Genomic DNA, 24277 nt, shown 5'->3' with positions numbered 1-24277 from the left:
GCACGACACACAGTAGGCCGGATAAGGCGTTAGCCGCCATCCGGCGTCGTTGTTTCAAGGCGCTTTGTTTCTTAACGTTAAGCCAACATCGCCGCCGGGATGCACGGCCAGCAATGTCTCCTGCGAATAACCGCTTTCGCTCATCAGGCATGCGCAGGCGGCATCGAATATCGCCAGCACCAGCACAATCGAGGTGGTTGCCAGCATATTCAGCGGATCGATCTCGCGGCGAACGCCGGTGGAAATCACCAGCCGTGAGGCCTGCGCTATCGCTGAATCCGGGTTTTCCGTCACGCTGATAAGCGCCACGCCTCTCGCCGCCAGGCCGGGCAGCAGCCGCGTCAGCTCATCGGAATTCCCGCCGCGCGACAGCATAATCACCACATCATTGGCATCCAGAAAACCCAAATCACCGTGCGCAGCATCGGTGGCGTTGAGATACATCGCCGGACGCTCAACGCAGGCCAGCATATGGGCGATTTTGCGTGCTGCAATGCCGGAAGTGCCAACGCCGGTGACCGCAATTTTTCCGCGACAGCCGCGCAACTCCGCCATCAGCGCCTGCCACTGCGTTTCGTTAAGATGGCGGTTCAGCGCCGCCATCTCTTCGCTGTAGATGTGCCACGCGGCGCAGGCCTGCTGCCAGCTACTGCTCATGTCGGCTCCTGCATTAACGCGCGGTACTTCATATGATCCTGATACATTTCGTGGAACACGGTGTATTTACGATCGTAATACTGCTTAATGCGGTTGGTTTGCGGCGTGACCGTTTTACCGATGCGGCTCATCGCCGCCATGGCTTCCGGGAAGCTATCAAACACCCCGGCGGCCACGGTGCCCATCATCGCGCCGCCGAGTAGCATTGCTTCGCTCTCCTCCGGCAACAACATCGCACAGCCGGTGGCGTTGGCATGCTCCTGCACAAAGATCGGGTTTTTGGTGCCGCCGCCGCTGGCCATCACCGTATCGATGCTGTAACCGCTCTGATTCATGGTCTCAATAATATGCCGCGTCCCCAGCGCAATGGCCTGGATAGTTGCCAGGTACTGCAACGCCATATCTTCCGGCGTGCGCGACAGCTTCAACCCGCTGATGACGCCGGTTAACGTCGGATTAGCGCGCGGCGAACGGTTGCCGTGGAAGTACGGCAGAATATGAATATCGCGGGTCAGAAACGCAATATTCTCCGGCTCGCCCGCCATTTTCCGCAGCAGCGCGTTCAGCACTTCGTAAATAGTTTGCCCCTGGGTTTTTGCCTGGCCGAGCAGCGTTTCGTAGCACGGATGCGACTGAATAATATGGTCGATCAGCGCGCCGGTTGCCGACTGCCCGCCCTCATTCAGCCAGTAGCCCGGCAGCACCGCCGAATAATACGGCCCCCATACGCCGCCAATAAAGCGTGCCTGCGGGGAGATCGCCATATGCCCGGTAGAGGTGCCGCCAATCAGCGCGATACGCCGGTCGAAATCCGCCACTTCGCCAGAAACGCCGCTGGCGCCGAGCGTACCGAGCGTGCCTGCGTGAGCATCAATAATCGACACACTTACCGCCGTGCCCGGCATCAGCCCCATCTCTGTCGCCGCACGCTGCGTCAGCCCGCGCCCCAACGGTTCGCCCATGGTTTTCACATAGCGGCCAATTTTTTCGGCGTCGTGTTCCAACAGATCTTCGAGCCCAATTTCATGGAAATAACTGTTGTCCCACTTGTCTTCGTGGCCCATGTACGTCCACTTACACACCGTCGAACACAGCGAGCGGGTATCATCGCCGGTCGCCCGCCAGGTCAGGAAATCCGGCAGATCAAAGTAGTAACCGGCGTTCGCCCAGGTATTTGGCATATGCTGTTTCAGCCACAGCAGCTTGGGGGTTTGCATCTCCGGCGAGATAATGCCGCCGACGTAATCCAGCACCCGGTGGTGCGTGGCGTTGATGCGGTTGGCCTGCGAGATCGCGCGGTGATCCATCCACACGATAATATTCTGCTCACTGCGCCCGGACGGGCTAATCGTCAGCGGGTTGCCCTCTTTGTCGAGCACCACCAGCGAACAGGTGGCGTCAAAACCCAGGCCTTTAACCTGGATCGGGTTGATATCCGCCTGATTCACCGCGTCACGCACGGCGTTGCACACCGCCTGCCAGATATTGTCCGAGGATTGCTCGACAAAGTCGGCCTGCGGGCGATAGATCTCAATGGCCCGGCTCGCCTGACTGACCATCCTGCCGGTCAAATCAAAGACGCCTGCGCGGGCGCTGCCGGTTCCTACATCCACACCAATAAAGTAGCTCGCCATTCTTTTTCTCCTGAGATCAGGCTTTACGATTTTGTAATGCAATAAAGAGGATCAGCACCGCGCCCCAGAGCGCCATCGTCAGATAACTGCTGATGCCCAACAAGTTAAAGCCACTCTCCAGCATTTGCAGCACCACCAGCGCCAGCACCAGCCCCAGCACACGCCCGAAACCGCCGTCCGGGTTAATCCCGCCCAGCACCGACGCCAGAATGGTTACCAGAAGATAAGATTCGCCGTAGCCCGCTTTCGCGGAGTTGAATTTCGCCATCATCAAAATGGCGGCTACCCAACCCAATAGCGCCGAGATGACATACACCGAAATCTGCACCCGCACGGTGTTCACGCCGCTAAAGCGCGTTGCCTGTTCGTTCGATCCCACCAGATAAAGGCTGCGGCCAAGCGTGGTATGTTCCAGCAATACCCACAGCAGCAGCGCCACCACAATAAACAGCAACAGTGCTACCGGAATACCGAGCAGCGTGGCATTGCCGAGAAACTGGATCGCGGTCGGAAAGCCGGAAATGACCGTGCCGTTGGAGAGCAAAATGTTAAGGCCGGAAATCAGCGTCATGGTGCCGAGCGTGGCAAGAATGGGCGAAACGCCGATCCACGCCACCAGCGTGCCGTTCAGTACGCCAATCGCCACGGCCACCAGCAAACCCGCCAGCAGCGCCAGCGCGAGAAACAGCGGATTGTCGGGATGAGTGACGATGACCGCAGCCATCACCAGCGAACAGGCGTTCGCACCGGCAATAATCGACAGGTTAATGCCGCCGGTCAGCATGGTAATACCCATGCCCAGCGCCAGCATGCCAAGGATCGGTAGCTGCGAGCCGATGGACTGGAAGTTAGCGACGCTGAAAAAGCGGCTGCCGAGCAGCGCGGAAAAGACCACCGCGACAACGATGATAATCACGCATTGCAAACGGATGATGGCATCACCGGGAAAGAGTCTGGCGATTGATTTCATCTTAAAGCTCCCTTGCGAGTTTGCGTTTTTCATTCCACGCGGTCGCGCTGATGCTGACGAGAATAATCGCGCCGCTAAAGACCATGTGCCAGTAGGAGGAAACGCCGAGCAGCGTTAAGCCATTTTGCAGGAAGGCCAGCAGAATCACCCCCAGTAGCGTGCCGGTGAGCGTACCGCGGCCGCCGGACATACTGGTGCCGCCAAGCACCACCGCCGCCAGCACCGTCAACTCAAAACCGATCAATGAGTTTGGGGCAACGGACTGAGTAATCTGCGCCTGTACCACGGCGGCCACACCGGCCAGAATGCCCATATAGCCGTAGACGTAAAAATGCAGTTTCAGCAGATTAAGGCCGAGACGCGACGCGGCATCGCGGTTGCCACCCATCGCATAAATCTGGCGGCCCAGCCGGGTGTAATTCATCAGCACGGCAGTGACAATGATCACCAGGCCCAGACACAGCAGCGGCAACGTCAGGCCATAGTCATAGCCATCCGCCGCGGTGAAAGAGAACCAGTTAATGCCGTTCATAAACCAGTCCGGGAAGCCATACAGCCAGGTGCCTTTGGTGGCGTAAACCAGCAGCCCGTAATAGACGTTCAGCGTGGCGATGGTGATGATGATTGCCGGGACGCGCAGCCAGTAAACCAGAAAGCCATTCACTAAACCGAGCAGCAGCCCGACGGCCATGGCTAATGCCAGCGCCAGCGCAAAGTTGCCGCCGTGGGCGATCACCCAACTGGCCATCGCATATTGAGCAATCGCCGTCATTGCCGGAAACGAGATATCGATCCCGCCGGAGATCAGCACCACAAATAAACCGCAGGCCAGGATACCGAGAATGGCGTAGCTGGTCGCCACATCCGTCAGGTTACCCAGCGATAAAAATTCATCGGTACGCACGCTCAGCCCTACAGCCAGCGCAATCACCAGCAGACCAAGCCAGAATTCATGTTGCCCGACAAGGCGGGAAAGGGATGCGTTACGCATTGACCACCTCTGCAATCTCCTGCTCCGTGCAACGGTGCGGATTGAATTCCGCCACCAGTTCACCCCGGCGCATTACCAGCACGCGATGGCTGTTGTAATACGCTTCCGGTATTTCGTCGCAAATCATCAGTACCGCCATCCCCTGCTCCGCCAGTTGGCGGGCAATCTGATAGATCCCCTCTTTGTTGGCGATATCCACCCCGACGGTGGGCGAATCGAGGATCAGGATGCGCGGATGGGTCGCCACCCATTTGGCGATGGCAATACGTTGCGCGTTACCGCCGGAGAGCGTTTTTACCGGCAGTTGCGCATCGGAGACTTTGATATTCAGATTGCGAATCAGCTCCGCAACCAGCTGCCCGGCTTTGGCGTGATCGAGCAGGCCGCCGCGCGTATGCAGTTTGTCGAAAACGGTGACAATGGTGTTGTCGTAAATCGACTGCTCCATGATCAACCCCTGCGTCAGGCGGTCTTCCGAAACGTAGCCAATGCCGTGACGAATGGCGTCATGGTTACTGCGCAGTTTCACCGGCTTACCGTTAATGCGGATTTCGCCATCTTCCGGGTGCGTCATGCCAAACAGGCTCATGCACAGTTCGGTGCGCCCTGCCCCTAACAAACCGACAATGGAGACGATCTCGCCGCTGCGCAGTGCCAGATTGATATCGCGATACTTGCCTTTGCGGCTCAGATGGCGTAGCTCCAGCATCGGCGTCTGATCCACCGGCGGTTTTTCCGGTAGCGGGCTGTAGTGGAAACGCTGTCCGGTCATCAGATACGCCAGCTCGTGGCTGTCCAGTTCGTTTGCCGGCCATGTTCCAATCAGCTTGCCGTCACGCATCACGCTAATGCGATCGGCCACCTCCATCACCTCATCCAGACGGTGGCTGACGAATACCACGCAGATCCCTGCGGATTTCAGTTCGTTCACCACGCGCAGCAGCCCATTCACTTCCTGGCGGGTCAGCGAGGCGGTCGGTTCATCCATGATCACCAGCCGGGCATCGGCAGCTATCGCCCGGCAAATCGCGACTAACTGGCGATCGGCGATGGAGAGTTTCTCGACTTTTTTATCCGGATCGAGACGCACGCCGATGCGCGCCATCGCGGCCAGCGCCTGCGCACGCATCGCGCTGCGCCGTACCCAGATATCGCCGCCGGGCAGATAACGGTGGATGGCGATATTTTCCGCCACGCTAAAATTGGGGAATAACGAGAGGTCCTGATAAATGACCTGAATGCCGTAATGCGCTGAAAGCTGCGGCGTCAGATGGTGAAAAAGTTTACCGTCCAGGGCAATGCTGGCACCTTTTTCCGGCTGATAAACGCCGGAGATCACTTTGATGATGGTGCTTTTACCGCAGCCGTTTTGCCCGGCCAGACAGTGAACTTCGCCTTTTTCCAGCGTCAGGTTCACATTGTCCAGCGCCCGCACGCCCGGAAATTGTTTGCTGATATTCTCAAGAGTGATAAATGCGGTGGTGTCTGTCATTGACAATACCCCTGCCAGCGCCCGTACGGGACGCGATGGTTATCTGTGCTGCAAAAAGAGCCCGGCCTTGCGGCCGGTCTCCGGTTCCCTGGTGTGGCCTGAAAAAATTAGAAGCCGAGTGATTGCGCGTTATCTTTAGTCACTTCGAGGATTTTGTTAAAGCGGATGACTTTCTTGTCCATATCGACGTCGGCTTTGCCCAGCCCGTCGATGGTCAGATCGGGAGTGACTTCCTTGCCCTGCAACAACTGGTCAGCGACGGTGACCAGCGCAAAACCTGCATCACGCGGGTCCCACAGCAGCGCTTTTTTGATATCGCCACGCATCAGATACGGCGCAGCCTGGCCCGGCATCGCAATCCCGACAACCGCCAGTTTGTCTTTCGCACGTTTTTTCTGTACCGCCTGCCCTGCACCAATCGGCCCCAGCGAACCAAAACCGATCACCCCTTTCAATTGCGGGTAGGTTTTCATTAAATCGAGGGTAGTGGCGTAGGATTTGTCGATGCTTTCCGCCACCGGCAAACGCGAGGTGACTTCAAACATATCCGGGTATTTTTCTTTTTGATATTTAATGGCGTAATCAGCCCAGGCGTTGTGCAACGGTACGGTCAGTGAACCGACGTAGATCGCATAACCGCCTTTACCGCCCATATCTTTCGCTAACTCATCAACGTTGGCCTGCGCGTATTTTTCGCTGTCGATGGTTTCGATATCCCACTGGCCAATCTGCTGATCCGGGGATTCATGCGTCAGCACCACAATGCCTTTGTCGCGGGCTTTTTTCAGCACCGGCTCCAGCACTTTCGCATCGTTCGGCACCACGATGATGGCGTTAACGTTTTTCGCGATCAGATCTTCAATCACCTTCACTTGCTGCGCCGGATCCGGGGTAGAAGGCCCGGTCTGGTAAGCGTTAACGTCCAGTTTCTTCGCTGCTTCGTTAACGCCGGTCTCCATGCGGTTAAACCACGGAATACCGGTTACTTTTGCAACCACCGCGATCTCATACTTTTCTGCTGCAACGGACTGGCCCGACACCATGCAGGCAGAAATAAGCGCTGCGCTGAGTAATGCGAGTTTGAATTTCATAGTTGTACCTTTCTTGAGGACAGAGGAAAGTCGCGATGGGGAGATTAACAACGAAGGGAAGAGGAAAAATAATGTAAAAATTAAAAATGTGATTTATGCCCAAAAATGTTAATTTTGTGAAAATTTATAGTTAAATTAAAGTAAAAATACACCATATACTTTTCTTATATCAGATCACATGTGTTAAAAACCACATTAAATAAAACATTTTATTAACACAATGTTATCATTCATCGAAAAATCAGGGTATTTATGCGCTGAATGAATGGCGTTAACGGCAGGAGAAGTTTGCGAATTTGAGAACTGAAACGAGTAAGGTAAAACGCAACATCGGCATACTGTCTTCTCCTCTTTAGATAACTCACTCTCTTTCTGCAGGAGCCGCACATGCGTTATGCCAGCGCACTGGAAACGCTATTACTCACCGATCCCCGGCGCAGGAACATACTCCATATCGTTCACGCCTTGTGCCCTGAAAGCTGGATTGGCGCCGGATTTGTACGCGATGCCGTATGGGATCATCTGCACCATAGCGCGCCGCAACCACCGACTGGCGATGTGGATGTCATCTGGCTTAATCCACATGAAATGGCGATCGAAGCGGATATAGAGATGGAAAACCGCCTGCGCGAGCACGCGCCAGAGGTTAAATGGTCGGTAAAAAACCAGGCACGCATGCATCTGCGCAACGGCGATGCGCCGTATTCTTCACTGCTCGCGGCACTGCGACACTGGCCAGAAACCGCCACCGCCGTGGCGGTGCGCCTGGCCGGTAAGGCGCGTATCGAGATTATTGCCCCTTTTGGCCTGGACGATCTGTTTGGCTTGCGCCTGCGACCGACGCCGCACTTTACAGGGCGTAAATATCCGCAGTTTCGCAAGCGGGTGGAAGAAAAGCACTGGCTGGCGCGCTACCCGCATCTTGCACTTATCGCTGCAGATGACATTCCCCCGGGGCTATGCTAATAAAACGGCTGAATCGGAGCCTTGTACTGAAGGGGATGGGATGAAACGTTGCATGCTGGCGCTGACCGCGCTGTTAATGAGCAGCCCGCTGCTCGCGGACGAGTGCGAAAACGCCTCAACACAGGCTGAGCTGAATAGCTGTACTGCCGCACAATATCAGGCCGCGGATAAAAAGCTGAACCAGACTTATCAGAGCGCCATTAAGCGCGCCACTCCCGCGCAGGCGTCACTGCTGAAAAAAGCGCAGCAAACCTGGATAACGCTGCGCGACAGCGATTGCGCCTTTGTCAGTTCCGGCGTCGAAGGCGGAAGCGTGCAGCCAATGGTAGAAAATCAGTGTCTGACGGATAAAACCAACGAGCGCGAAGCCTGGCTGGCCTCGCTGCTACAGTGCGGCGAAGGCGATGTCAGTTGCCCGCTGCCGCCCGGCCATTAACGGACGCGGATGCCTTCAATGATCATGCGCTGCACATTATCGACCGTACGCTGAAAGAAGGCCTCATCCTGTAACGTCGCGCCGGTGACGGCTTCCACCTGGATGGCGAAATCGGCGTAGTGCTGGGTTGAGGCCCAAATCATAAAGATCAGGTGATGCGGATCGACCGCCGCCAGTTTACCGTTGGCGATCCAGCCAGCAATAATGGCCGACTTCTCCTCCACCAACGTTTTTAAATCCCCTGTCAGTTCCGCTTTCAGCAGCGGCGCGCCCTGCAACATCTCCTGGCAGAAAAGTTTTGATGCCTGCGGATAATCGCGTGACACCTCCAGCTTCAGGCGGATGTACTCCTTAATCGCCACCAGCGGCGTGAAATCTGCGCGGAAGGCTTTCAGCGGCGCCAGCCAGATATCCAGGATCTGCCGCAGCACAGCAATATAGAGCGCCTCTTTCGACGGGTAGTAATAGAGCAAATTGGTTTTCGACACGCCCGCGCCATCGGCGACCTGCTCCAGCCGTGCGCCGTGAAAACCCACGCGGGAAAAGATCTCCAGCGCCGCCGTCAAAATCGCCTGTCGCTTCTCATTAACCGCCTGCGTACGTTTACCGGCCCGCTTCACCGTACCCTGTGCCATTTTCTCTCTCCTTTTGGTTGGCAGCAGCATAGCAAAAGGCGCACGGCGACTCGACCCTGTGCACTCTGATTGCACATGAACGCCTTTTTTTTGTGCAACTTTTTTGACCATTTAGTCCACTTTTTTACGGCTCATTTTATCAACTTTCGGTTAACACCTTAATAACAATGATCTTTTCATTGTTGGCATCCGCTTTGCAAACCCTTGATTGCGCGGCTGAAAGGAAAATGCAGGATGCAACGCCACGCCAGACATTCACCTGACAAAGCGAGGTAGGTAATGAAAATTGGTGTTTTCGTTCCGATTGGCAACAACGGCTGGCTGATTTCAACCCATGCGCCACAGTACAAGCCGACCTTTGAACTGAATAAAGCGATTGTGCAGAAAGCGGAGCATTACCACTTCGATTTCGCGCTCTCGATGATCAAGCTGCGCGGTTTTGGCGGCAAAACCGAATTCTGGGATCACAACCTCGAATCCTTCACGCTGATGGCCGGGCTTGCGGCGGTCACTTCGCGTATTCAGATCTACGCGACCGCCGCGACCCTGACGCTGCCTCCGGCTATTGTCGCGCGGATGGCATCGACCATTGATTCCATCTCCGGCGGGCGTTTTGGCGTAAACCTGGTGACCGGCTGGCAAAAACCGGAGTATGAGCAGATGGGCCTGTGGCCGGGTGATGACTACTTCTCCCGTCGCTATGACTATCTGACGGAGTACGTACAGGTATTGCGCGATCTGTGGGGAACTGGCAAAAGCGATTTCAAAGGCGAATTTTTCACCATGAATGATTGCCGTGTCAGCCCGCAACCCGCCAGCCCGATGAAGGTGATCTGCGCCGGGCAAAGCGATGCGGGAATGGCATTTTCCGCGCAATACGCTGATTACAACTTCTGCTTCGGCAAAGGTGTTAACACGCCAACCGCATTTGCACCGACGGCCAAACGCATGCAGGAAGCGGCCAGCGCCACCGGGCGCGATGTCGGCTCCTATGTGCTGTTTATGGTTATTGCCGATGAAACCGACGAGGCGGCACGGGCCAAATGGGAGCACTACAAAGCAGGCGCTGACGACGAAGCGCTGGCATGGCTTACCGAACAGAGCCAGAAAGATACCCGTTCCGGCGCGGACACGAACGTGCGTCAGATGGCCGATCCGACATCGGCGGTGAATATCAATATGGGTACGCTGGTGGGGTCGTATGCCACGGTAGCGCGCTTACTCGATGAGGTTGCCAGCGTCCCCGGCACCGACGGCGTATTGCTGACCTTTGATGATTTTTTACAGGGCGTCGAAATGTTCGGCGAGCGCATTCAGCCGCTGATGCAGTGCCGTAGCCATATTCCAGCCCCAAAACGCGAGGTTGCCTGATGATTACCCTCAACGCACGCCCGGAATCGGTCGATTTTTCTCCTGAGCGCAGCGCCCTGATTGTGGTGGATATGCAAAATGCCTATGCCAGCCCCGGCGGCTACCTGGATTTGGCCGGTTTTGATGTCTCGGCCACCAGGCCGGTGATTGAGAATATCAATATTGCCGTTGCTGCCGCCCGCAAAGCCGGGATGTTGATTATCTGGTTTCAGAACGGCTGGGATGATCAGTACGTGGAAGCCGGTGGCCCCGGTTCGCCGAACTACCACAAATCCAACGCGCTAAAGACCATGCGCAAACGCCCGGAATTGCAGGGCAAATTGCTGGCAAAAGGCGGCTGGGATTATGAACTGGTGGCGGAACTCAAGCCGCAAGCTGGCGATATCGTACTACCGAAACCGCGTTACAGCGGCTTCTTTAATACGCCGCTGGACAGCCTCCTGCGCAGCCGTGGCATCCGCCATCTGGTATTTACCGGTATTGCCACCAACGTCTGCGTTGAATCAACACTGCGCGACGGCTTTTTTCTCGAATATTTCGGCATCGTACTGGAAGACGCCACCCATCAGGCTGGCCCTGAATTTGCCCAGCAAGCGGCGCTGTTCAATATCGAAACCTTCTTCGGCTGGGTGAGCGATGTGCAGACTTTCTGCTCCGCCCTGGCACCTCAAAAACTGGTCAACATTGCGTAAGGAGACTCATCATGCCAAAACAGGTCATTATTCCGCCGGGCACCACCACCCCTATCGCCCCGTTTGTTCCGGGCACGCTGGCTGACGGCGTGGTGTATGTCTCCGGCACGCTACCGTTTGATGCCGACAATAACGTGGTGTTTGTTGGCGACCCAAAGGCACAAACGCGCCACGTGCTGGAAACGATCAAACGCGTGATCGAGACCGCAGGTGGCACAATGGAGGATGTGACATTCAACAGCATCTTTATCACCGACTGGAAAAATTACGCCGCGATTAACGAAGTGTACGCCGAGTTTTTCCCCGGCGATAAACCGGCGCGTTTCTGCATTCAATGCGGCCTGGTGAAACCCGATGCGCTGGTGGAGATCGCCACCGTTGCGCACATCGGCCAGTGAGGATGCCATGAAGCTAACCCTGAGCGATGCGCCGTACGCAGGCGCGCCAGTGGTGGTGTTGAGCGCCGGGTTGGGCGGTGCTGGCAGCTACTGGCTGGCGCAACTCGCGGCGCTGGAAGCGCATTACCAGGTGGTGCGCTACGACCAGCGCGGAACCGGCAATAACCCGGCCACGCTGCCGGATGGTTATAGCATGCAGGATATGGCAGCGGAGCTGTACCAGGCGCTGCAGGCGGAAGGAATCACCCGTTTTTGCCTTATCGGCCACGCGCTGGGTGCGCTGATTGGCCTGCAACTGGCGCTGGACTATCCACAGGCGGTAAGCGGGCTGGTGCTGGTGAATGGCTGGCTACGGCTGAACGACCATACGCTACGCTGCTTTCGCGTGCGCGAGCGGTTGCTGGCGGCGGGCGGCGCGGAAGCCTGGGTACAGGCGCAACCGTTGTTCCTCTACCCGGCGGACTGGATGACCGCTCATGCGCCCCGGATGGAAGCAGAGGAAGCGTTGGCACTGGCGCATTTTCAGGGCACGGGGAACCTGGTGCGTCGCCTGGCGGCGCTGAAAAATGCCAACTTCAGCCGCCGTGCGCAAGAGATTCGCTGCCCGACAAACATCATTTGCGCTCGGGACGATCTGCTGGTGCCCTGGACTTGCTCAACCGATCTGCAAGCAGCGATCCCCGGTAGCCAATTACAGGTGATGGAACGCGGCGCGCATGCCTGCAATGTCACCGAAAGCGAAGAATTTAATACCCTTTTACTCGACGGGCTGCACAGCATGCTGCCCGTTTTGACTCTGGCCCAGAAGGAGAATTTATGAGCGAAGCCGTTAACGCTGCGGCGCTGGATACCCTGTTCAACCAGGCGCGCACTCACAATGGCTGGCTGGAACGGTCGGTTAGCGATGAGACGCTGCAACAGGTTTACGATCTGCTGAAAATGGGGCCGACATCGGCTAACTGTAGCCCGGCGCGGTGGGTGTTTATCCGCACGCCGGAAGGTAAAGAGAAGCTGCGTCCGGCGCTCTCCAGCGGCAATCTGGCAAAAACGCTCAGTGCGCCGGTGACGGCCATCGTTGCCTGGGACAGTGAATTTTATGAACAATTGCCGGTGCTGTTCCCCCATGGCGATGCGCGGAGCTGGTTCACCTCCAGCCCGCAACTGGCGGAGGAGACAGCATTTCGCAACAGTTCCATGCAGGCGGCCTACCTGATTTTCGCCTGTCGGGCGCTGGGGCTGGATACCGGCCCGATGTCCGGCTTCGATCGCGCCGTTGTCGATAGCGCATTTTTTGCCGACAGCACCTGGCGCAGCAATTTACTGGTCAACATTGGTTACGGCGATCCCGGCAAACTCTACGATCGCCTGCCGCGCTTGCCCTTTGCTGATGTCTGTCAGTTTGCATGAGGTTTAGGTTATGAGTATCGACAGCACCACATTTCGCGACGCAATGGCCTGTGTCGGCGCAGCGGTTAACATTATTACTACCGATGGCCCGGCGGGCCGTGCCGGTTTCACTGCCAGCGCCGTGTGCAGTGTGACCGATTCACCGCCGACGCTGCTGGTATGTCTTAACCGTTCGGCGTCCGTCTGGCCGGTATTCAGCAATAATCAGGCGCTGTGCGTGAATACGCTGGCGGCGGGACAGGAAGGTTTATCGAATCTGTTTGGCGGCAAAACGCCGATGGATGAACGCTTTGCCGCAGCACGCTGGCAGCAAGGCGAAACCGGCTGTCCGCGACTGACCGGTGCGCTGGCCTCGTTTGACTGCCGGATCAGCCAGGTTGTGAGCGTCGGTACGCACGATATTCTGTTTTGCCAGATCGTTGATATTGCCCGCCATCCAACGCCGGAGGGGCTGGTGTGGTTTGACCGGCGCTACCACGCCCTGCCGGCTAACCTTCCGACTGTTTAACGCTGTTTTCAGGCGCTGGCAACGGCGCTTTTTTCTTTTTCAGCTTCAGTTCGCTGACCAGCACGCCCAGCACAATTAATGCCCCGCCGAACAGCGCCAGCAGCGGTAAACGCTCACCGGCCAGACGACCAAATACGCCCGCCCACACCGGCTCGCCAGTGTAAATCACCGTCGCGCGTGTGGGTGATACGCTGCGCTGCGCCCAGTTCATGACCACCTGGATAATGGCGCTGAAGATCCCCAGCCCCAGAGCGACCAGCAGCAGACCCGGCGACAGCGTCGGCACAGATTCGCCAGAAGGAATCATGGCGGCAAAGGAGACCAGCGAAGCCGTCAGCAGCTGCACCACCGTCACCCGCCGGACATCGACTTTCCCGGCCCATGCGCTGATCAGGATGATCTCGGCGGCAATCGCCACCGCGCTGGCAAGCGTAATGATCTCCCCTTTCCCCAGCGCCAGCATATTGCCTTCCGGCCCGGCCAGCAGCAATAGCCCGCTAAACGCCAGCGCGATCCCAATGCACGGCATCAACCCCGGCATCCGCCCCAGGCACAACCACTGCAACAGCGGCACCAGCGGAACATACATGGCGGTGATAAATGCCGATTTACTGCTGGGAATAAATTGCAGCCCCCAGCTTTGCAGGCTGTAGCCGAGGGCAATAGCGATACCGATCACCCCACCGGCTTTTATTTCCAGCCAGGTGATGCCATTTAAGACCCGCAGCGAGAGGAGCGCCACGGCCAGACCGGCAGTGGCAAAACGCAGGCCAACAAAGAAAAACGGACCGCTCATTGTCACGGCATATTGCACCGCAAGAAATGTACCGCCCCAGAACAGGGTGATGACGATCAGTAACGCTTCCTGAGGTTTGACGGAAAAGGCGTAACGAGAGAGGGACATAACACACCGACCAGAGGAAAAACCCGTAGTGTGCGTTGGCGCGACGGGTTGCGCAAGCGCAAAAAAACCGCCGGGTTTCCCCGGCGGCGGGCGTGAACGACAACCCAGCAGGCTGTCAGTATCGAACGTTAGCTTTCACGGCTACCGTGACTATTTTTGCCGCCTTTTTTACCGGCTTCAGATGCGCGCTGAGGATCGTTTTTGAAATTACCCCCGCTTTGCTGCCCACCTTTGCGGCCTGCTGCTGATGCTCTTTCACGGTCTTCAGCGAAGTTACCTGCTCCACCACGATGGTTTGCCATGTCTGACCTCCAGATGAGTGAAATGTTAGACATCATACTGCATTCAGTAAAAGAGGATTCTTTCACCTCACGACGTGAAGGCCGAGCCTTTATTTGCGCCGTGTGGAACTAAGCTTAGTGGAACACAATCATTCATCCAGTGAATGGTAATATTCTGCAACAGCTTCTCTGCCTGAAACCCGATATTCCCTAAGCGAAACCGATAAGCCTCTCTTAACGCTTCAAAATAACGCGACCGCAAATATGTGTCAGATTGTAACCAATAGTCTGGTTGTTCTTAATTTGTTATTTATCAAAGAAATGGCGCTCTTACTTGCACTCTGGCGATCACGTCATACGCTTAAGAAGAACGCAGCGATGTGCTGCCGAAATCAGCTAATCAGGAGTGATGCAAATGGCTAAAGTGTTGGTACTTTATTATTCCATGTATGGACACATTGAAACGATGGCGCATGCGGTCGCGGAAGGCGCGCAGAAAGTGAATGGCGCAGACGTGGTCATCAAACGTGTTCCTGAAACAATGTCTGCCGAGCTGTTCTTAAAATCTGGCGGTAAGACGCAAAATGCCCCCGTTGCCACGCCACAAGAGCTGGCCGACTACGACGCGATTATTTTCGGTACGCCAACCCGCTTCGGCAATATGTCCGGGCAAATGCGTACATTCCTCGACCAGACCGGCGGGTTATGGGCATCCGGCGCACTGTACGGCAAACTGGCAAGTGTCTTTAGTTCCACCGGTACGGGTGGCGGCCAGGAGCACACAATTTCCTCAACATGGACTACGCTTGCACATCATGGAATGGTCATCGTGCCGATTGGCTATGCCACACAAGAATTGTTCGATGTCTCGCAGGTTCATGGCGGCACGCCTTATGGCGCAACCACTATTGCCGGTGGTGACGGTTCACGTCAGCCCAGCAACGAAGAACTGTCAATTGCCCGTTACCAGGGCGAATATGTTGCTGGCCTGGCAGTAAAATTGAACGGCTAACCTTCATCAGGAGGAAAAAGATGCCAACTCAAGAAGCGAAAGCCCATCGCGTCGGTGAATGGGCCAGTTTACGCAATACTTCGCCGGAGATCGCCGAGGCTATCTTTGAAGTCGCCGATTATGACGAGGTACTGGCAGAGAAAATCTGGGAAGAAGGCAGCGACGACGTGTTACTACGCGCCTTTGATAAAACCGACAAAGATGAACTCTTCTGGGGTGAACAGACGATAGAACGGAAAAATGTGTAACCACTCGCGCCCCCGCCTTCGCGGGGGCTTTTTTTTATTTCGCCGCATCACGCATCAGCGCATTAAATTTATCTACCGGGCAGAAACCATTGCTGTCTACCGGGCAACCTTTTAGCGCCAGGGTGACGCGCTGCGCCGGGGAGGCCAGCGATAACGGCTCGGTGTTTCGCAGTTGTTCCGTACTCTGATAAACGTATTCAATTTTCATGACATCGCGTTTACCCGCCGTGTCGTGCCAGCGCTGGAACACAATTTTGCCGCCGATGGGCGTACGCTCGTACTGGTTATGCAACTGGTAAGGCTCGAAATTGAGCGCGGTCAGCAGGGAGGCAATGTTGGAATCATGCCCGACCAGGACGGTAATTTTCGGCGCGTTGCTTGCCTCTTCCACCAGCGTTTTGTCGAGATATTTCACCAGTGGTTTCGCGACATTGCGCGCCACTTCCGGCGAAGTGAATAGCGTATCCTGATAACTGTTTTTCAGCTTCGACAATACGCGCCATTGTGCATCGCTTTTAATCTCTCCCCACGCGACCTGATCGAGCGGGAAACCTTCGTAATATTGCAGCGTAAAGGCATCCACCAGCGAATTGCCGACTTTAAGCGGCCCGGACACGCCCGGCTCCTGCTGATATTTTGCGCTAAAGGTATCTTTCGCATCGGTGAGTGAGCATTGCTGTTTCTCTTTACAGGCCGGAGATGCGCGATAGCGTGTGATTTTTTCCAGCAACTGGTAACTCGCATTCAGCGCAAACTTCTGTCGTTGCGCCTCCATCGCGTTGACCGCCTGCTGGCTGAATTCAGCCGAATCTTCGGTGATCACCGGATTAAAAGTGGGATCCATGGTGCCCATTTTTTCCTGATGATGAACCGGAACATCACAGCCGGGAAACGCGCCGTTGGTGAAGAACTGCGCCGTGGCAACCGTGCGTTGCAGGCTATTGGCCCAGACGTAAACACTGTTCGCGGATGGACACTCTCCCGCTTTCAACAACTGCTCTTTGACCAGCCATTCGCGCATAAAATGGCCCATATACACTTCCAGTACGCCGCCTTTGGTGGTCAACTCGCCGCCCGGTACATCCCACTGCGGCCAGCGGTTTGGCGTCGATTGTTCCAGTACGCTGCCGTTATTGGCTAACGGCGCACGCAGGTTGTGACGGCTCATAATCAAAACCTGTTGTAATTGATACCCTTGTGGTATCTCCTGCGCCAGCGCGACCGGTGCAGACATGGCAATGGCAATAGCGCTTACCCTGATCAGCTTTTTCATTCTTTTCCCTCATTTTTCACGGTCTGAAAGCAAGATTGTGACACATTTATGACACTTCGCCGGGTACGGTTGTCCGGAGTGTGCACTGGCGCAAAAAGCGATGTTTTCACCGCCCTTCTGGTTTTATAATAAAACCATTAACCGGAGGATCCCCATGAAACGTACCCGTATTGAAGAGACCTTTTGCCCTGTTGCCCGTTCGCTGAATATTATCGGCGACTGGTGGTCACTGCTGATTGTGCGCGATGCGCTGGCCGGCGTTTCGCGTTTTGGTGAGTTTCAAAAAAGCCTCGGGATCGCCAAAAATATGCTCACCGCACGGCTTAAGCTGCTGATCGAAGAAGGGATATTACAGACACAACCGGCATCTGATGGCAGCGCCTGGCAAGAGTATGTGCTGACCGAAAAAGGTCGCACCCTGCAAACCGTGCTGGTTGCCCTGTCGCAATGGGGTAATGCGTGGCTGTTTACCCGCGGGGAACCCGCCAGCATGCTGGTTGATGAGGCGTCACGTCGTCCATTGCGCAAACTGATGTTGCAGGCGGAAGACGGCCGCGAACTGCAACCGGAAGAAGTGGTGTTGCGCGTCGCCAACAGCGAATAATCCACGTTTTCTTTCCCTGGAAATTAAACCGCATTTTTTGCCATTTTATTTGGTTGCATAATAAAACCATTTAGTCGATGCTGTGGTGGTTGCATGATAAAACCATTTACCTTTGAGGAATTGAAAATGACAACCACTGCTCTTATTACCGGCGCCTCTTCAGGGATCGGCGCAATCTATGCCGACCGTCTTGCTGCCCGTGGCTACAACCTGTTGTTAGTTGCGCGGCGTGCCGATCGTTTGTCGGTGCTGGCGGCCGATCTTCATCAGCGTTATGGCGTACAGGTAGAGACACTGGTTGCCGACCTTAGCCAGGCAGCAGATATTGCACGCGTGGAAACCGTGCTGCGCGAAAACGCGTCCATCGGTTTTCTGGTCAATAATGCCGGTGCCGCCAATATGGCGTCGTTTCTCTCTTCAAGCGCTGAAGAGCATGAAGCCATTCATACGCTGAATACCACCGCGCTGATGCGCCTGACGCTGGCGGCACTGCCGCGCTTTGTCGAAAATGATCGTGGTGCCATTATCAATATCGCTTCAGTCCTTGCTTTTCACGCCCGCGCAGACAGCGCCTTGTACAGTGCTACCAAAGCCTGGGTACTCAATTTCACCCGTGGTTTGCAGGAAGAGTTTGCTGACAGCCATGTGCGTATTCAGGCCGTATTGCCTGCGGCAACAGCCACGGAAATTTGGGGCCATTCCGGCGTCACGCTGGATATGCTGCCGGAAGGTTCCGTGATGACCGCCGAAAACCTGGTCGATGCCGCCCTGGCCGGGTTTGATCAAGGGGAGTTAGTAACCGTGCCGCCGGTGGAAGATCTGCAGCTGTGGCACAATTTTGATGAAGCCCGGCTGGCGCTGTATAGCGCCTCACGCAATGGCAAACCGGCTTCCCGTTATACGCTGTAATAATGTTATCCGGGAGCCGCTAACGACTCCCATCAAGGTTTAGTAGAAGCTTGCCTGTGTGGTAACGGCCATATTCGCTGTCGCCCTTCCCTGAGCGTAGTAGCTTAGCAAGCACAGCGATAACCTGCGCTGCGCTTACTGCGTTTCCTAATAATCCGTTGCTTCGCCAGCACCTTGCCAGTGGGCAAGATCCTGACTGACCGCGCTGATTTTCTCCTGCGCCAGTTGATGGGCAATCTTGCCGGAGAAAAGATGCAGCGGCGGCGCGCTGACGCTTGCGGCCTGGATCATCAACAGCGCCAGCTTTTCCGGATCGCCAGCCTGTTTGCCAGCAAGCTCGTTGAGGTGCAAATCCAGCGACGCCTGCGCAGCGCGATAGGCTGGCGGCGTATGTGAAGCCGCCTTCAGGCTCGCATCAGAGAGAAAACCGGTGCGAACCGGGCCCGGGTAGACAACCGTCGCCGTGATCCCTAATTCAGCCACTTCGGCGGCCAGCGCCTCCGTTAAGCCAGCCAGGGCAAATTTGCTGGCAACGTAACTGCCCCACCCCGCATAGCCGCCCTGAAAACCGACGATCGAAGCAATGTTGAAAATATGCCCGCGTTGCTGCTCGCGCAAATGGGGTAAGACATGGCGAATGACATGCAGCGGCGCGAAAACATTAATATCAAAGTTATCGCGCAACTCGACATCACTCAGTGTTTCCAGCGCGCCGTACTGGCCGTAACCTGCATTGTTGACCACCACATCAATACGGCCGAACCGGGCAACCGTTTTCCCGATCGCCGACTGTACGCTGGCTTCCGATCGCAGATCGACCTCCAGCGGCAAAAAGCGCTCACTCTGCGCCTCTGGCACATGTTGCAGGCTTTGTAGCGTACGCGATGTGGCGGCGACGAAATCTCCCCGCGCCAGCAACTGACGCGCCAGCGATAACCCCACGCCTCGCGCTGCGCCAGTGATAAACCAGACTTTTTTATCCATCTGCGCCTCCTCAATATGGGCTTTGCGTTGGGCGAACAATCATTTCGCTGACATCAACGCCATCCGGCTGTGCGATAGCCCACGCAATGGCTTTGGCAATCGCGTCTGCGGGCAGCGCAATGCGACGAAATTCCTGCATCGCCGCTTTTGTGCCGTCATCCGTGATGTGATCGGCCAGTTCCGACTCCACCACGCCGGGGCTGATGACGGTAACGCGGATCGTTTCCGTCTCCTGGCGCAATCCGTCGGAGATGGCGCGGACGGCGAATTTACTGGCGCAATAGACCGCTGATGAAGGGAAAACGGTATGTGCGCCAATTGACGCCACATTGATGATCTGCCCGCCACCCTGCTGCTCCATAACCGGCAGCACCGCAGCAATACCATTAAGGACGCCGTGCACATTGACATCGAGGGTTTGTCGCCACTCGTCCAGTTTCCGCGCCGCCAGCGGCGAGAGCGGCATCACACCGGCGTTATTGATCAGCACATCGATGCGTCCGTAGTTCGACAGGGCAAAATCCGCCATCTGTTGCAGGTCGCCAGCCTCCGTCACATCCACCTGTAAGGCATCGATATTGCCCAGCTCCTCCTGCAGACGCTGTAACTTTGCCAGCCGCCGTGCGCCGATAATCAAATGATGTCCGTCCTGCACCAACCGCCGCACAGTGGCTTCACCAATACCGCTACTGGCACCGGTTAGCAGGATAATTTTGCGCTTCGTCATAAGGTGATCTCCTGTGTTGTGTCACCAGCAACAGAGTAGGCGGCGAAGAAGAGGCAAAACAGGCCCATTCTTCTCTGATGATTGCCTGTTCCTCTTCTTCCTGTTCACATAACGGGCGAAAAACGGCAGAATAATTGCTTAATTGTGAGAAGGAGAGAAGCAATGAGCGCTGAAATGGTGTCGCTGCTCAGTAGCCTGGCGCCCAACGAGGGTTACACCTGTTCGCGGCTGGAAACGGTACGCTTTATGCGCTCGGATCGCCCGTTGGGACGCACGCCGGTCGTCTATGAGCCGGGCATAGTGATTGTCTGCCAGGGACATAAACGCGGTTATCTGGCCGACCGGGTTTACCACTACGATAAGCAACATTACCTGGTGCTTTCGGTGCCGCTGCCTTTCTCTACGGAAACGGAGGCCAGCGCAGAAGAACCGCTGCTGGCGATTGCCGTACGGCTGGAGATGACGGTTCTGCTGGAGTTAATGAGCGAGCTGGAGCCTTCAGCCGTTTCTGCCGCCGCCGCGCCGGAAGGGATCATTTCCACGCCGCTGGAACCCGAATTGACGGATACCACGCTTCGGTTGCTGCGCACGCTGGCATCACCGCAGGAGGCCAAAATCCTTGGCCCGCAGATCGTTCGCGAACTGTATTACCGGGTTTTGATGGGGGCGCGAGGCGGCGCGATCCGGGCCGCACTGACCAACCAGGGACAGTTCGCCGCCATCTCGCGTGTCCTGCAGCGCATCCACACAGAGTTTCCGCAACCGCTGCATGTCACCCGGCTTGCCAACGACATCGGTTTAAGCGTGCCAGCTTTCCATAAACACTTTAAGGCCGTGACCGGGACTTCACCGCTGCAATACATCAAATCGGTTCGGCTTAACCAGGCACGGCTGATGATGATCCGCGATAATCTGACCGCCTCAGGCGCAGCATTCCGCGTGGGTTATGAAAGCCCCTCACAGTTTAATCGTGAATTCCGCCGTCTGTTTGGCCGCAGCCCCGGCGAAGAGGCAAAAGCGATGAAAGCGGCATTTTCACTGTTTCCACCGATATAAGTCATGAGGCGGGTTTCCACAACTCAACGCAGTTGCGCCCCCGTTTCTTGGCAATATAGAGTGCCTCATCCGCCGCCTGAATTAACCGTTCATAGTCCGGATGACCGCTAAACATTGCCGCACCGATGGAGAGCGAAAGTGGGATCGTCTGGCCGTCGGGCGATTTGATCACGGTTTTTTCGACGCGTGAACGGATGCGTTCAGCAATACGTGTCGTATCAAATTCGGAAGCCTCGGTTAAGACGATCACGAATTCGTCCCCGCCATAGCGGAATACATAGTCATTGCTGCGCACATTGTCATAAAAAGCCGCCGACACTTTGCGCAAAATTTCGTCCCCGGTGTGGTGTCCCCAGGTATCGTTAATTTGCTTAAATTTATCGACATCAATAACCAGTACCGACAAGAAAGTGGAGGCTCGTTTTGCCTGGGCGATTTCACGTTTAAAAATAGTCGGTAAGAAACGACGATTGAGCAGGCGTGTCAGTACATCCATACCCACTTCATGACGGGAGACTTCTTCAAAAAGTTCACGCAGCAATGTTCTGATTTGCGACACATTTTTTCTAAGCTGAATAAGGAATTTGGTGCGCAGACTGCGGTTACTTAAGGCTTTGGACGTTTCACGAGTATTCCGGAATATTTCGTCAATATCCTGAATTAACCGGGAAATATGGCCAGCCTCGGCAATACCACTGAAATAATGGCGCCCTTTGTGGTTAAACCATAAACCAAAATCCGCCTGGCTCAGGGACAGGCTATTACCTAAATCGGCATCAAGGACAATTCGGTAAACAAGATCGATTTCCCACGCCAATAACGAGGCGATTTGTCGCTCTTTCTCTTCTTCAGCATTCTCCAGCAAAGAGAAGATACGGTAGTTTTCATCCTCTTTTGACGCATTATGCTCAGTGAATGAGAAGGCGCGTGACATAACTTCCATCGCCAGATCGATACTGTTTATTGTGAAATGGTAGACCTGCAGTTTTTCTGCCGGTGCATAACCGTCAGAATTAATCACCGGGTAAAGGAGCTTCTTAAGCACCCGAAACCCCATCTCTACCAGCTCCACGGAAATGCCAATGCGCGCATGAACCGCAGCAATCGTTTGTTGCACTTCGATCAACCGCTCCACGTCACTTATCTGGCATGCAAGCACTTCTTCAATCCAACGGGCAAGCGCAGCTTTAAGCTGTCTTTCTACCTGCTCATTAGACAAAAATTCAGCCGCTTGCGAGTCGGTTAGTACAACGGTGTAGAATTCCTGGCTCAGCTGTTGTGCATGATTCTTCCCAACTTCAGCAGCGATAAGACGAATGCGTTCATCTGTTCTCTCGAGTAAATTGACCCACTCAGCCTTCATATTCTTAAGGTAAGTCTCCATCATTCAAATCCTTACGGTAGTAGATGCTGTTCTTGCCCGTTACCGTCAGCGCGCAGTTGTCGTCGTTATCAGCACATAATCATCGCTGGAAAACTTTGCTTGAGGTTATGGCCCCTTTCACCTTCGTGATTAAGACTTAAAAACCATAAATACGATTAATTAAGGCATAAAACACCAACAACAGGCAGTTAAGAAACCAAAAAAACCATTTATTACCTGTCAGTATCGACGCCAGTAACACGTCACGGGAAGTATAGTCCGTCTGATGATGCGCATCATTGTGCAGATTCTTATTTACCGCAGAAACGAGTTAAGGTTGATTTAAGATTATTTAATTATCAGAAATAAAAAATCCTAATTAGAATTGCAGGATATAAATTTAATTTTCTCGACAATTCTTACGGTATTCAAAAATATGAAAATATACTCCATCAGCGAAGATGCTTATCTTCAGCATGGCATCATGTCTTTTGCCAGCACGCTAAATATCGAAATAATCGAACATAAACTGAATGCAACATTGATTAATAATTTATCTTTCGATGACATTGTCATCCTTCATCTTGATATAAAAAGTACCTCTTGTGCGTGGGCTATATCGACGCTGAATAAAACCTGTAAGCTTTTAGTGATTATGCGCAGCGCACGTAATATTGTCATTGATGAAGCTGATGAAGTATTGAAATCAAGAGTATCTCTTGTTGAATTTAGCCAGGCGCTACAGCGAATCATCAAAAAACAAAAAAATCCGACACCGAAAGACAATCACCTAAGCGACATCGAATATATGATTATCAATGAGTCGCTGAAAGGTAAGAATATTGATCTTATCGCCGATACGCTTAATATGCCGGCCAAAAAGGTCTATGCCTATCGGAATAAAGCCTGTAAAAAACTGGGGGGCAAAAAAATTAGCGATTTACTGCTGATAAGAGAGAGTCTGCTTGCAGAATCCAGCGCCTTCTTCGCTCCCTCCGCCACCAGCATGGCAATGATGTAATCACCTGAAAAGTCACTCCGCCTGTAGTCCCTCTTAGCTACAGACGGATCTTTACCAGTACGCACCGCTCTGTACCTCCTTCTAGCCACGCATCAAATCTGAAGCTATCTACCATAATATGCCAGCCAGATGCAGCCCATGCGGCTGCTTATGGCTTGCTACTATAAGCCATACAACCTCCATGAGAGGCTATTACCGACGGTCATTGGTTGCGCTTGCATGCGTTCAGGAAAATGTCCTGCTGGCTTGTAAGTATGCCAGACAACATATTTAATTCCGGTAACGGAACACCACGCTCCGGAAATATCACAGAACGCCATAGTAGAATTCAGTGCTAAATGAAGGTTGCTACGCTGAACGCTGTGCAGAGCTAAGGCCTGCCAGCTATTTACGAACTATTTTAACAAGGGTTTTCGAACAGGGGAGTGAGTAAACGATTGCAATAGCCGAGGATAAAATGCCCACTGGTCACGAATGTTTGCCTGCTGAGATTCTCCTGTCAGGGTGAAATTATCAGACGCGGCTAAACAGAATGCCGGGGCATCTTATCCTTGTTATTTATATTTGCAGGCAAATATTTTAGCTGCGTATTTACATGTACACAGATTTAAAAACGGTTTCCGGCAAGACGCCTCACGATACTGGAT

Annotated in this window: 27 protein-coding genes; 14 read left to right on the top strand and 13 right to left on the bottom strand. The window is 54.6% G+C overall.

Translation table 11 applies throughout. From position 1 onward, the window contains the following. Positions 1-54: 54 nt before the first annotated feature. From C0557_RS08725 to C0557_RS08700, 6 genes are all read right to left on the bottom strand, one after another. Entirely contained in the window at positions 55-657 is a 603-nt protein-coding gene (locus C0557_RS08725; protein WP_208658178.1) for an SIS domain-containing protein, read from the bottom strand. Continuing rightward, entirely contained in the window at positions 654-2291 is a 1638-nt protein-coding gene (locus C0557_RS08720) for an FGGY-family carbohydrate kinase (RefSeq protein WP_208658177.1), read from the bottom strand. Before C0557_RS08720 ends, C0557_RS08725 begins: the two co-directional genes overlap by 4 nt. Positions 2292-2307: 16 nt before the next feature. Beyond that, complete coding sequence (locus tag C0557_RS08715) at positions 2308-3261, bottom strand: ABC transporter permease (RefSeq protein ID WP_208658176.1); 954 nt, start codon at positions 3259-3261, stop codon at positions 2308-2310. A gap of 1 nt (position 3262) precedes the next feature. Beyond that, positions 3263-4252 (bottom strand): ABC transporter permease, encoded by a 990-nt coding sequence (locus C0557_RS08710; protein ID WP_208658175.1) that lies wholly within the window; start codon positions 4250-4252, stop codon positions 3263-3265. Next, positions 4245-5744 carry a sugar ABC transporter ATP-binding protein gene (locus C0557_RS08705; protein ID WP_208658174.1) on the bottom strand — a complete coding sequence of 500 codons (1500 nt, stop codon included), beginning with the start codon at positions 5742-5744 and terminating at the stop codon, positions 4245-4247. Before C0557_RS08705 ends, C0557_RS08710 begins: the two co-directional genes overlap by 8 nt. A 107-nt stretch (positions 5745-5851) precedes the next feature. After that, positions 5852-6835, bottom strand: a complete 984-nt coding sequence (locus C0557_RS08700; RefSeq protein ID WP_007374335.1) for an autoinducer 2 ABC transporter substrate-binding protein — start codon at positions 6833-6835, stop codon at positions 5852-5854. Positions 6836-7222: 387 nt separating this feature from the next. On the opposite strand from C0557_RS08700, the gene C0557_RS08695 reads away from it, so the two are divergent. Both C0557_RS08695 and C0557_RS08690 read left to right on the top strand, forming a co-directional pair. Next, a complete protein-coding gene (locus C0557_RS08695) occupies positions 7223-7801 on the top strand; it encodes a nucleotidyltransferase family protein (protein ID WP_208658173.1) in 579 nt (192 codons plus the stop codon). 40 nt (positions 7802-7841) lie between these two features. Next, complete coding sequence (locus C0557_RS08690) at positions 7842-8237, top strand: lysozyme inhibitor LprI family protein (RefSeq protein ID WP_208658172.1); 396 nt, start codon at positions 7842-7844, stop codon at positions 8235-8237. Here C0557_RS08690 and rutR read toward each other — a convergent pair. Further along, complete coding sequence (rutR, locus tag C0557_RS08685; protein WP_208658171.1) at positions 8234-8872, bottom strand: HTH-type transcriptional regulator RutR; 639 nt, start codon at positions 8870-8872, stop codon at positions 8234-8236. The genes C0557_RS08690 and rutR overlap by 4 nt on opposite strands. A 279-nt stretch (positions 8873-9151) precedes the next feature. Between rutR and rutA the strand changes: the two genes are divergently transcribed. Genes rutA through rutF form a run of 6 tightly spaced genes read left to right on the top strand, consistent with a single transcriptional unit; the run spans position 9152 to position 13248 of the window. Continuing rightward, positions 9152-10243, top strand: a complete 1092-nt coding sequence (rutA, locus tag C0557_RS08680; RefSeq protein WP_208658170.1) for a pyrimidine utilization protein A — start codon at positions 9152-9154, stop codon at positions 10241-10243. Next, positions 10243-10935: a pyrimidine utilization protein B gene (gene rutB / locus C0557_RS08675; RefSeq protein WP_074775784.1), complete on the top strand. Its 693-nt coding sequence runs from the start codon at positions 10243-10245 to the stop codon at positions 10933-10935. Before rutA ends, rutB begins: the two co-directional genes overlap by 1 nt. An 11-nt stretch (positions 10936-10946) precedes the next feature. Then, entirely contained in the window at positions 10947-11333 is a 387-nt protein-coding gene (gene rutC, locus C0557_RS08670) for a pyrimidine utilization protein C (RefSeq protein WP_007374329.1), read from the top strand. A gap of 7 nt (positions 11334-11340) precedes the next feature. Further along, on the top strand, positions 11341-12153 hold the full coding sequence (rutD, locus tag C0557_RS08665) for a pyrimidine utilization protein D (protein WP_208658169.1): 813 nt from the start codon (positions 11341-11343) through the stop codon (positions 12151-12153). Continuing rightward, positions 12150-12740 carry a malonic semialdehyde reductase gene (locus C0557_RS08660; RefSeq protein ID WP_208658168.1) on the top strand — a complete coding sequence of 197 codons (591 nt, stop codon included), beginning with the start codon at positions 12150-12152 and terminating at the stop codon, positions 12738-12740. Before rutD ends, C0557_RS08660 begins: the two co-directional genes overlap by 4 nt. Before the next feature lie 10 nt (positions 12741-12750). Next, the gene (gene rutF / locus C0557_RS08655) at positions 12751-13248 is read left to right on the top strand and encodes an NADH-dependent FMN reductase RutF (protein WP_208658167.1); all 498 of its coding nucleotides are present in this window, start codon (positions 12751-12753) and stop codon (positions 13246-13248) included. Here the strand turns inward: rutF and C0557_RS08650 are convergent. Both C0557_RS08650 and C0557_RS08645 read right to left on the bottom strand, forming a co-directional pair. Further along, entirely contained in the window at positions 13229-14152 is a 924-nt protein-coding gene (locus C0557_RS08650) for a DMT family transporter (RefSeq protein WP_208658166.1), read from the bottom strand. The two genes, rutF and C0557_RS08650, sit on opposite strands and share 20 nt — an antisense overlap. A 128-nt stretch (positions 14153-14280) precedes the next feature. After that, on the bottom strand, positions 14281-14454 hold the full coding sequence (locus tag C0557_RS08645) for a general stress protein (RefSeq protein ID WP_071532050.1): 174 nt from the start codon (positions 14452-14454) through the stop codon (positions 14281-14283). 394 nt (positions 14455-14848) lie between these two features. On the opposite strand from C0557_RS08645, the gene wrbA reads away from it, so the two are divergent. Together wrbA and C0557_RS08635 are read left to right on the top strand one after the other, a co-directional pair. Next, the gene (gene wrbA / locus C0557_RS08640; RefSeq protein WP_208658165.1) at positions 14849-15445 is read left to right on the top strand and encodes an NAD(P)H:quinone oxidoreductase; all 597 of its coding nucleotides are present in this window, start codon (positions 14849-14851) and stop codon (positions 15443-15445) included. 20 nt (positions 15446-15465) lie between these two features. Continuing rightward, positions 15466-15693: a YccJ family protein gene (locus C0557_RS08635; RefSeq protein ID WP_007374322.1), complete on the top strand. Its 228-nt coding sequence runs from the start codon at positions 15466-15468 to the stop codon at positions 15691-15693. A 34-nt stretch (positions 15694-15727) separates the two neighbouring features. Here the strand turns inward: C0557_RS08635 and agp are convergent, their stop codons facing one another. After that, the gene (agp, locus tag C0557_RS08630; RefSeq protein ID WP_208658164.1) at positions 15728-16966 is read right to left on the bottom strand and encodes a bifunctional glucose-1-phosphatase/inositol phosphatase; all 1239 of its coding nucleotides are present in this window, start codon (positions 16964-16966) and stop codon (positions 15728-15730) included. A 154-nt stretch (positions 16967-17120) separates the two neighbouring features. Between agp and C0557_RS08625 the strand changes: the two genes are divergently transcribed. Continuing rightward, complete coding sequence (locus tag C0557_RS08625; protein WP_208658163.1) at positions 17121-17570, top strand: helix-turn-helix domain-containing protein; 450 nt, start codon at positions 17121-17123, stop codon at positions 17568-17570. Positions 17571-17696: 126 nt separating this feature from the next. Continuing rightward, complete coding sequence (locus C0557_RS08620; protein ID WP_208658162.1) at positions 17697-18479, top strand: SDR family oxidoreductase; 783 nt, start codon at positions 17697-17699, stop codon at positions 18477-18479. Positions 18480-18626: 147 nt separating this feature from the next. Here the strand turns inward: C0557_RS08620 and C0557_RS08615 are convergent, their stop codons facing one another. Both C0557_RS08615 and C0557_RS08610 read right to left on the bottom strand, forming a co-directional pair. Further along, on the bottom strand, positions 18627-19463 hold the full coding sequence (locus C0557_RS08615; RefSeq protein WP_208658161.1) for an SDR family oxidoreductase: 837 nt from the start codon (positions 19461-19463) through the stop codon (positions 18627-18629). 10 nt (positions 19464-19473) lie between these two features. Next, the gene (locus C0557_RS08610) at positions 19474-20190 is read right to left on the bottom strand and encodes an SDR family oxidoreductase (protein WP_208658160.1); all 717 of its coding nucleotides are present in this window, start codon (positions 20188-20190) and stop codon (positions 19474-19476) included. A 162-nt stretch (positions 20191-20352) separates the two neighbouring features. Here C0557_RS08610 and C0557_RS08605 point away from each other — a divergent pair, with 162 nt between their 5' ends. Next, positions 20353-21246 carry an AraC family transcriptional regulator gene (locus C0557_RS08605; RefSeq protein ID WP_208658159.1) on the top strand — a complete coding sequence of 298 codons (894 nt, stop codon included), beginning with the start codon at positions 20353-20355 and terminating at the stop codon, positions 21244-21246. Position 21247: 1 nt separating this feature from the next. On the opposite strand, the gene C0557_RS08600 is transcribed toward C0557_RS08605, so the two are convergent. Then, positions 21248-22630, bottom strand: coding sequence for a diguanylate cyclase (locus C0557_RS08600; protein ID WP_208662855.1), 1383 nt, complete (start codon positions 22628-22630; stop codon positions 21248-21250). 415 nt (positions 22631-23045) lie between these two features. Between C0557_RS08600 and C0557_RS08595 the strand changes: the two genes are divergently transcribed. Beyond that, entirely contained in the window at positions 23046-23630 is a 585-nt protein-coding gene (locus tag C0557_RS08595; protein WP_208658158.1) for a hypothetical protein, read from the top strand. Positions 23631-24277 lie beyond the last annotated feature (647 nt).

The sequence above is a fragment of the Kosakonia sp. MUSA4 genome (assembly GCF_013085925.1).
Lineage (GTDB): Bacteria > Pseudomonadota > Gammaproteobacteria > Enterobacterales > Enterobacteriaceae > Kosakonia > Kosakonia sacchari_B.
The sequence above is the reverse complement of the archived record's forward strand: the minus strand, read 5'-3'. Positions and strand labels throughout refer to the sequence as shown.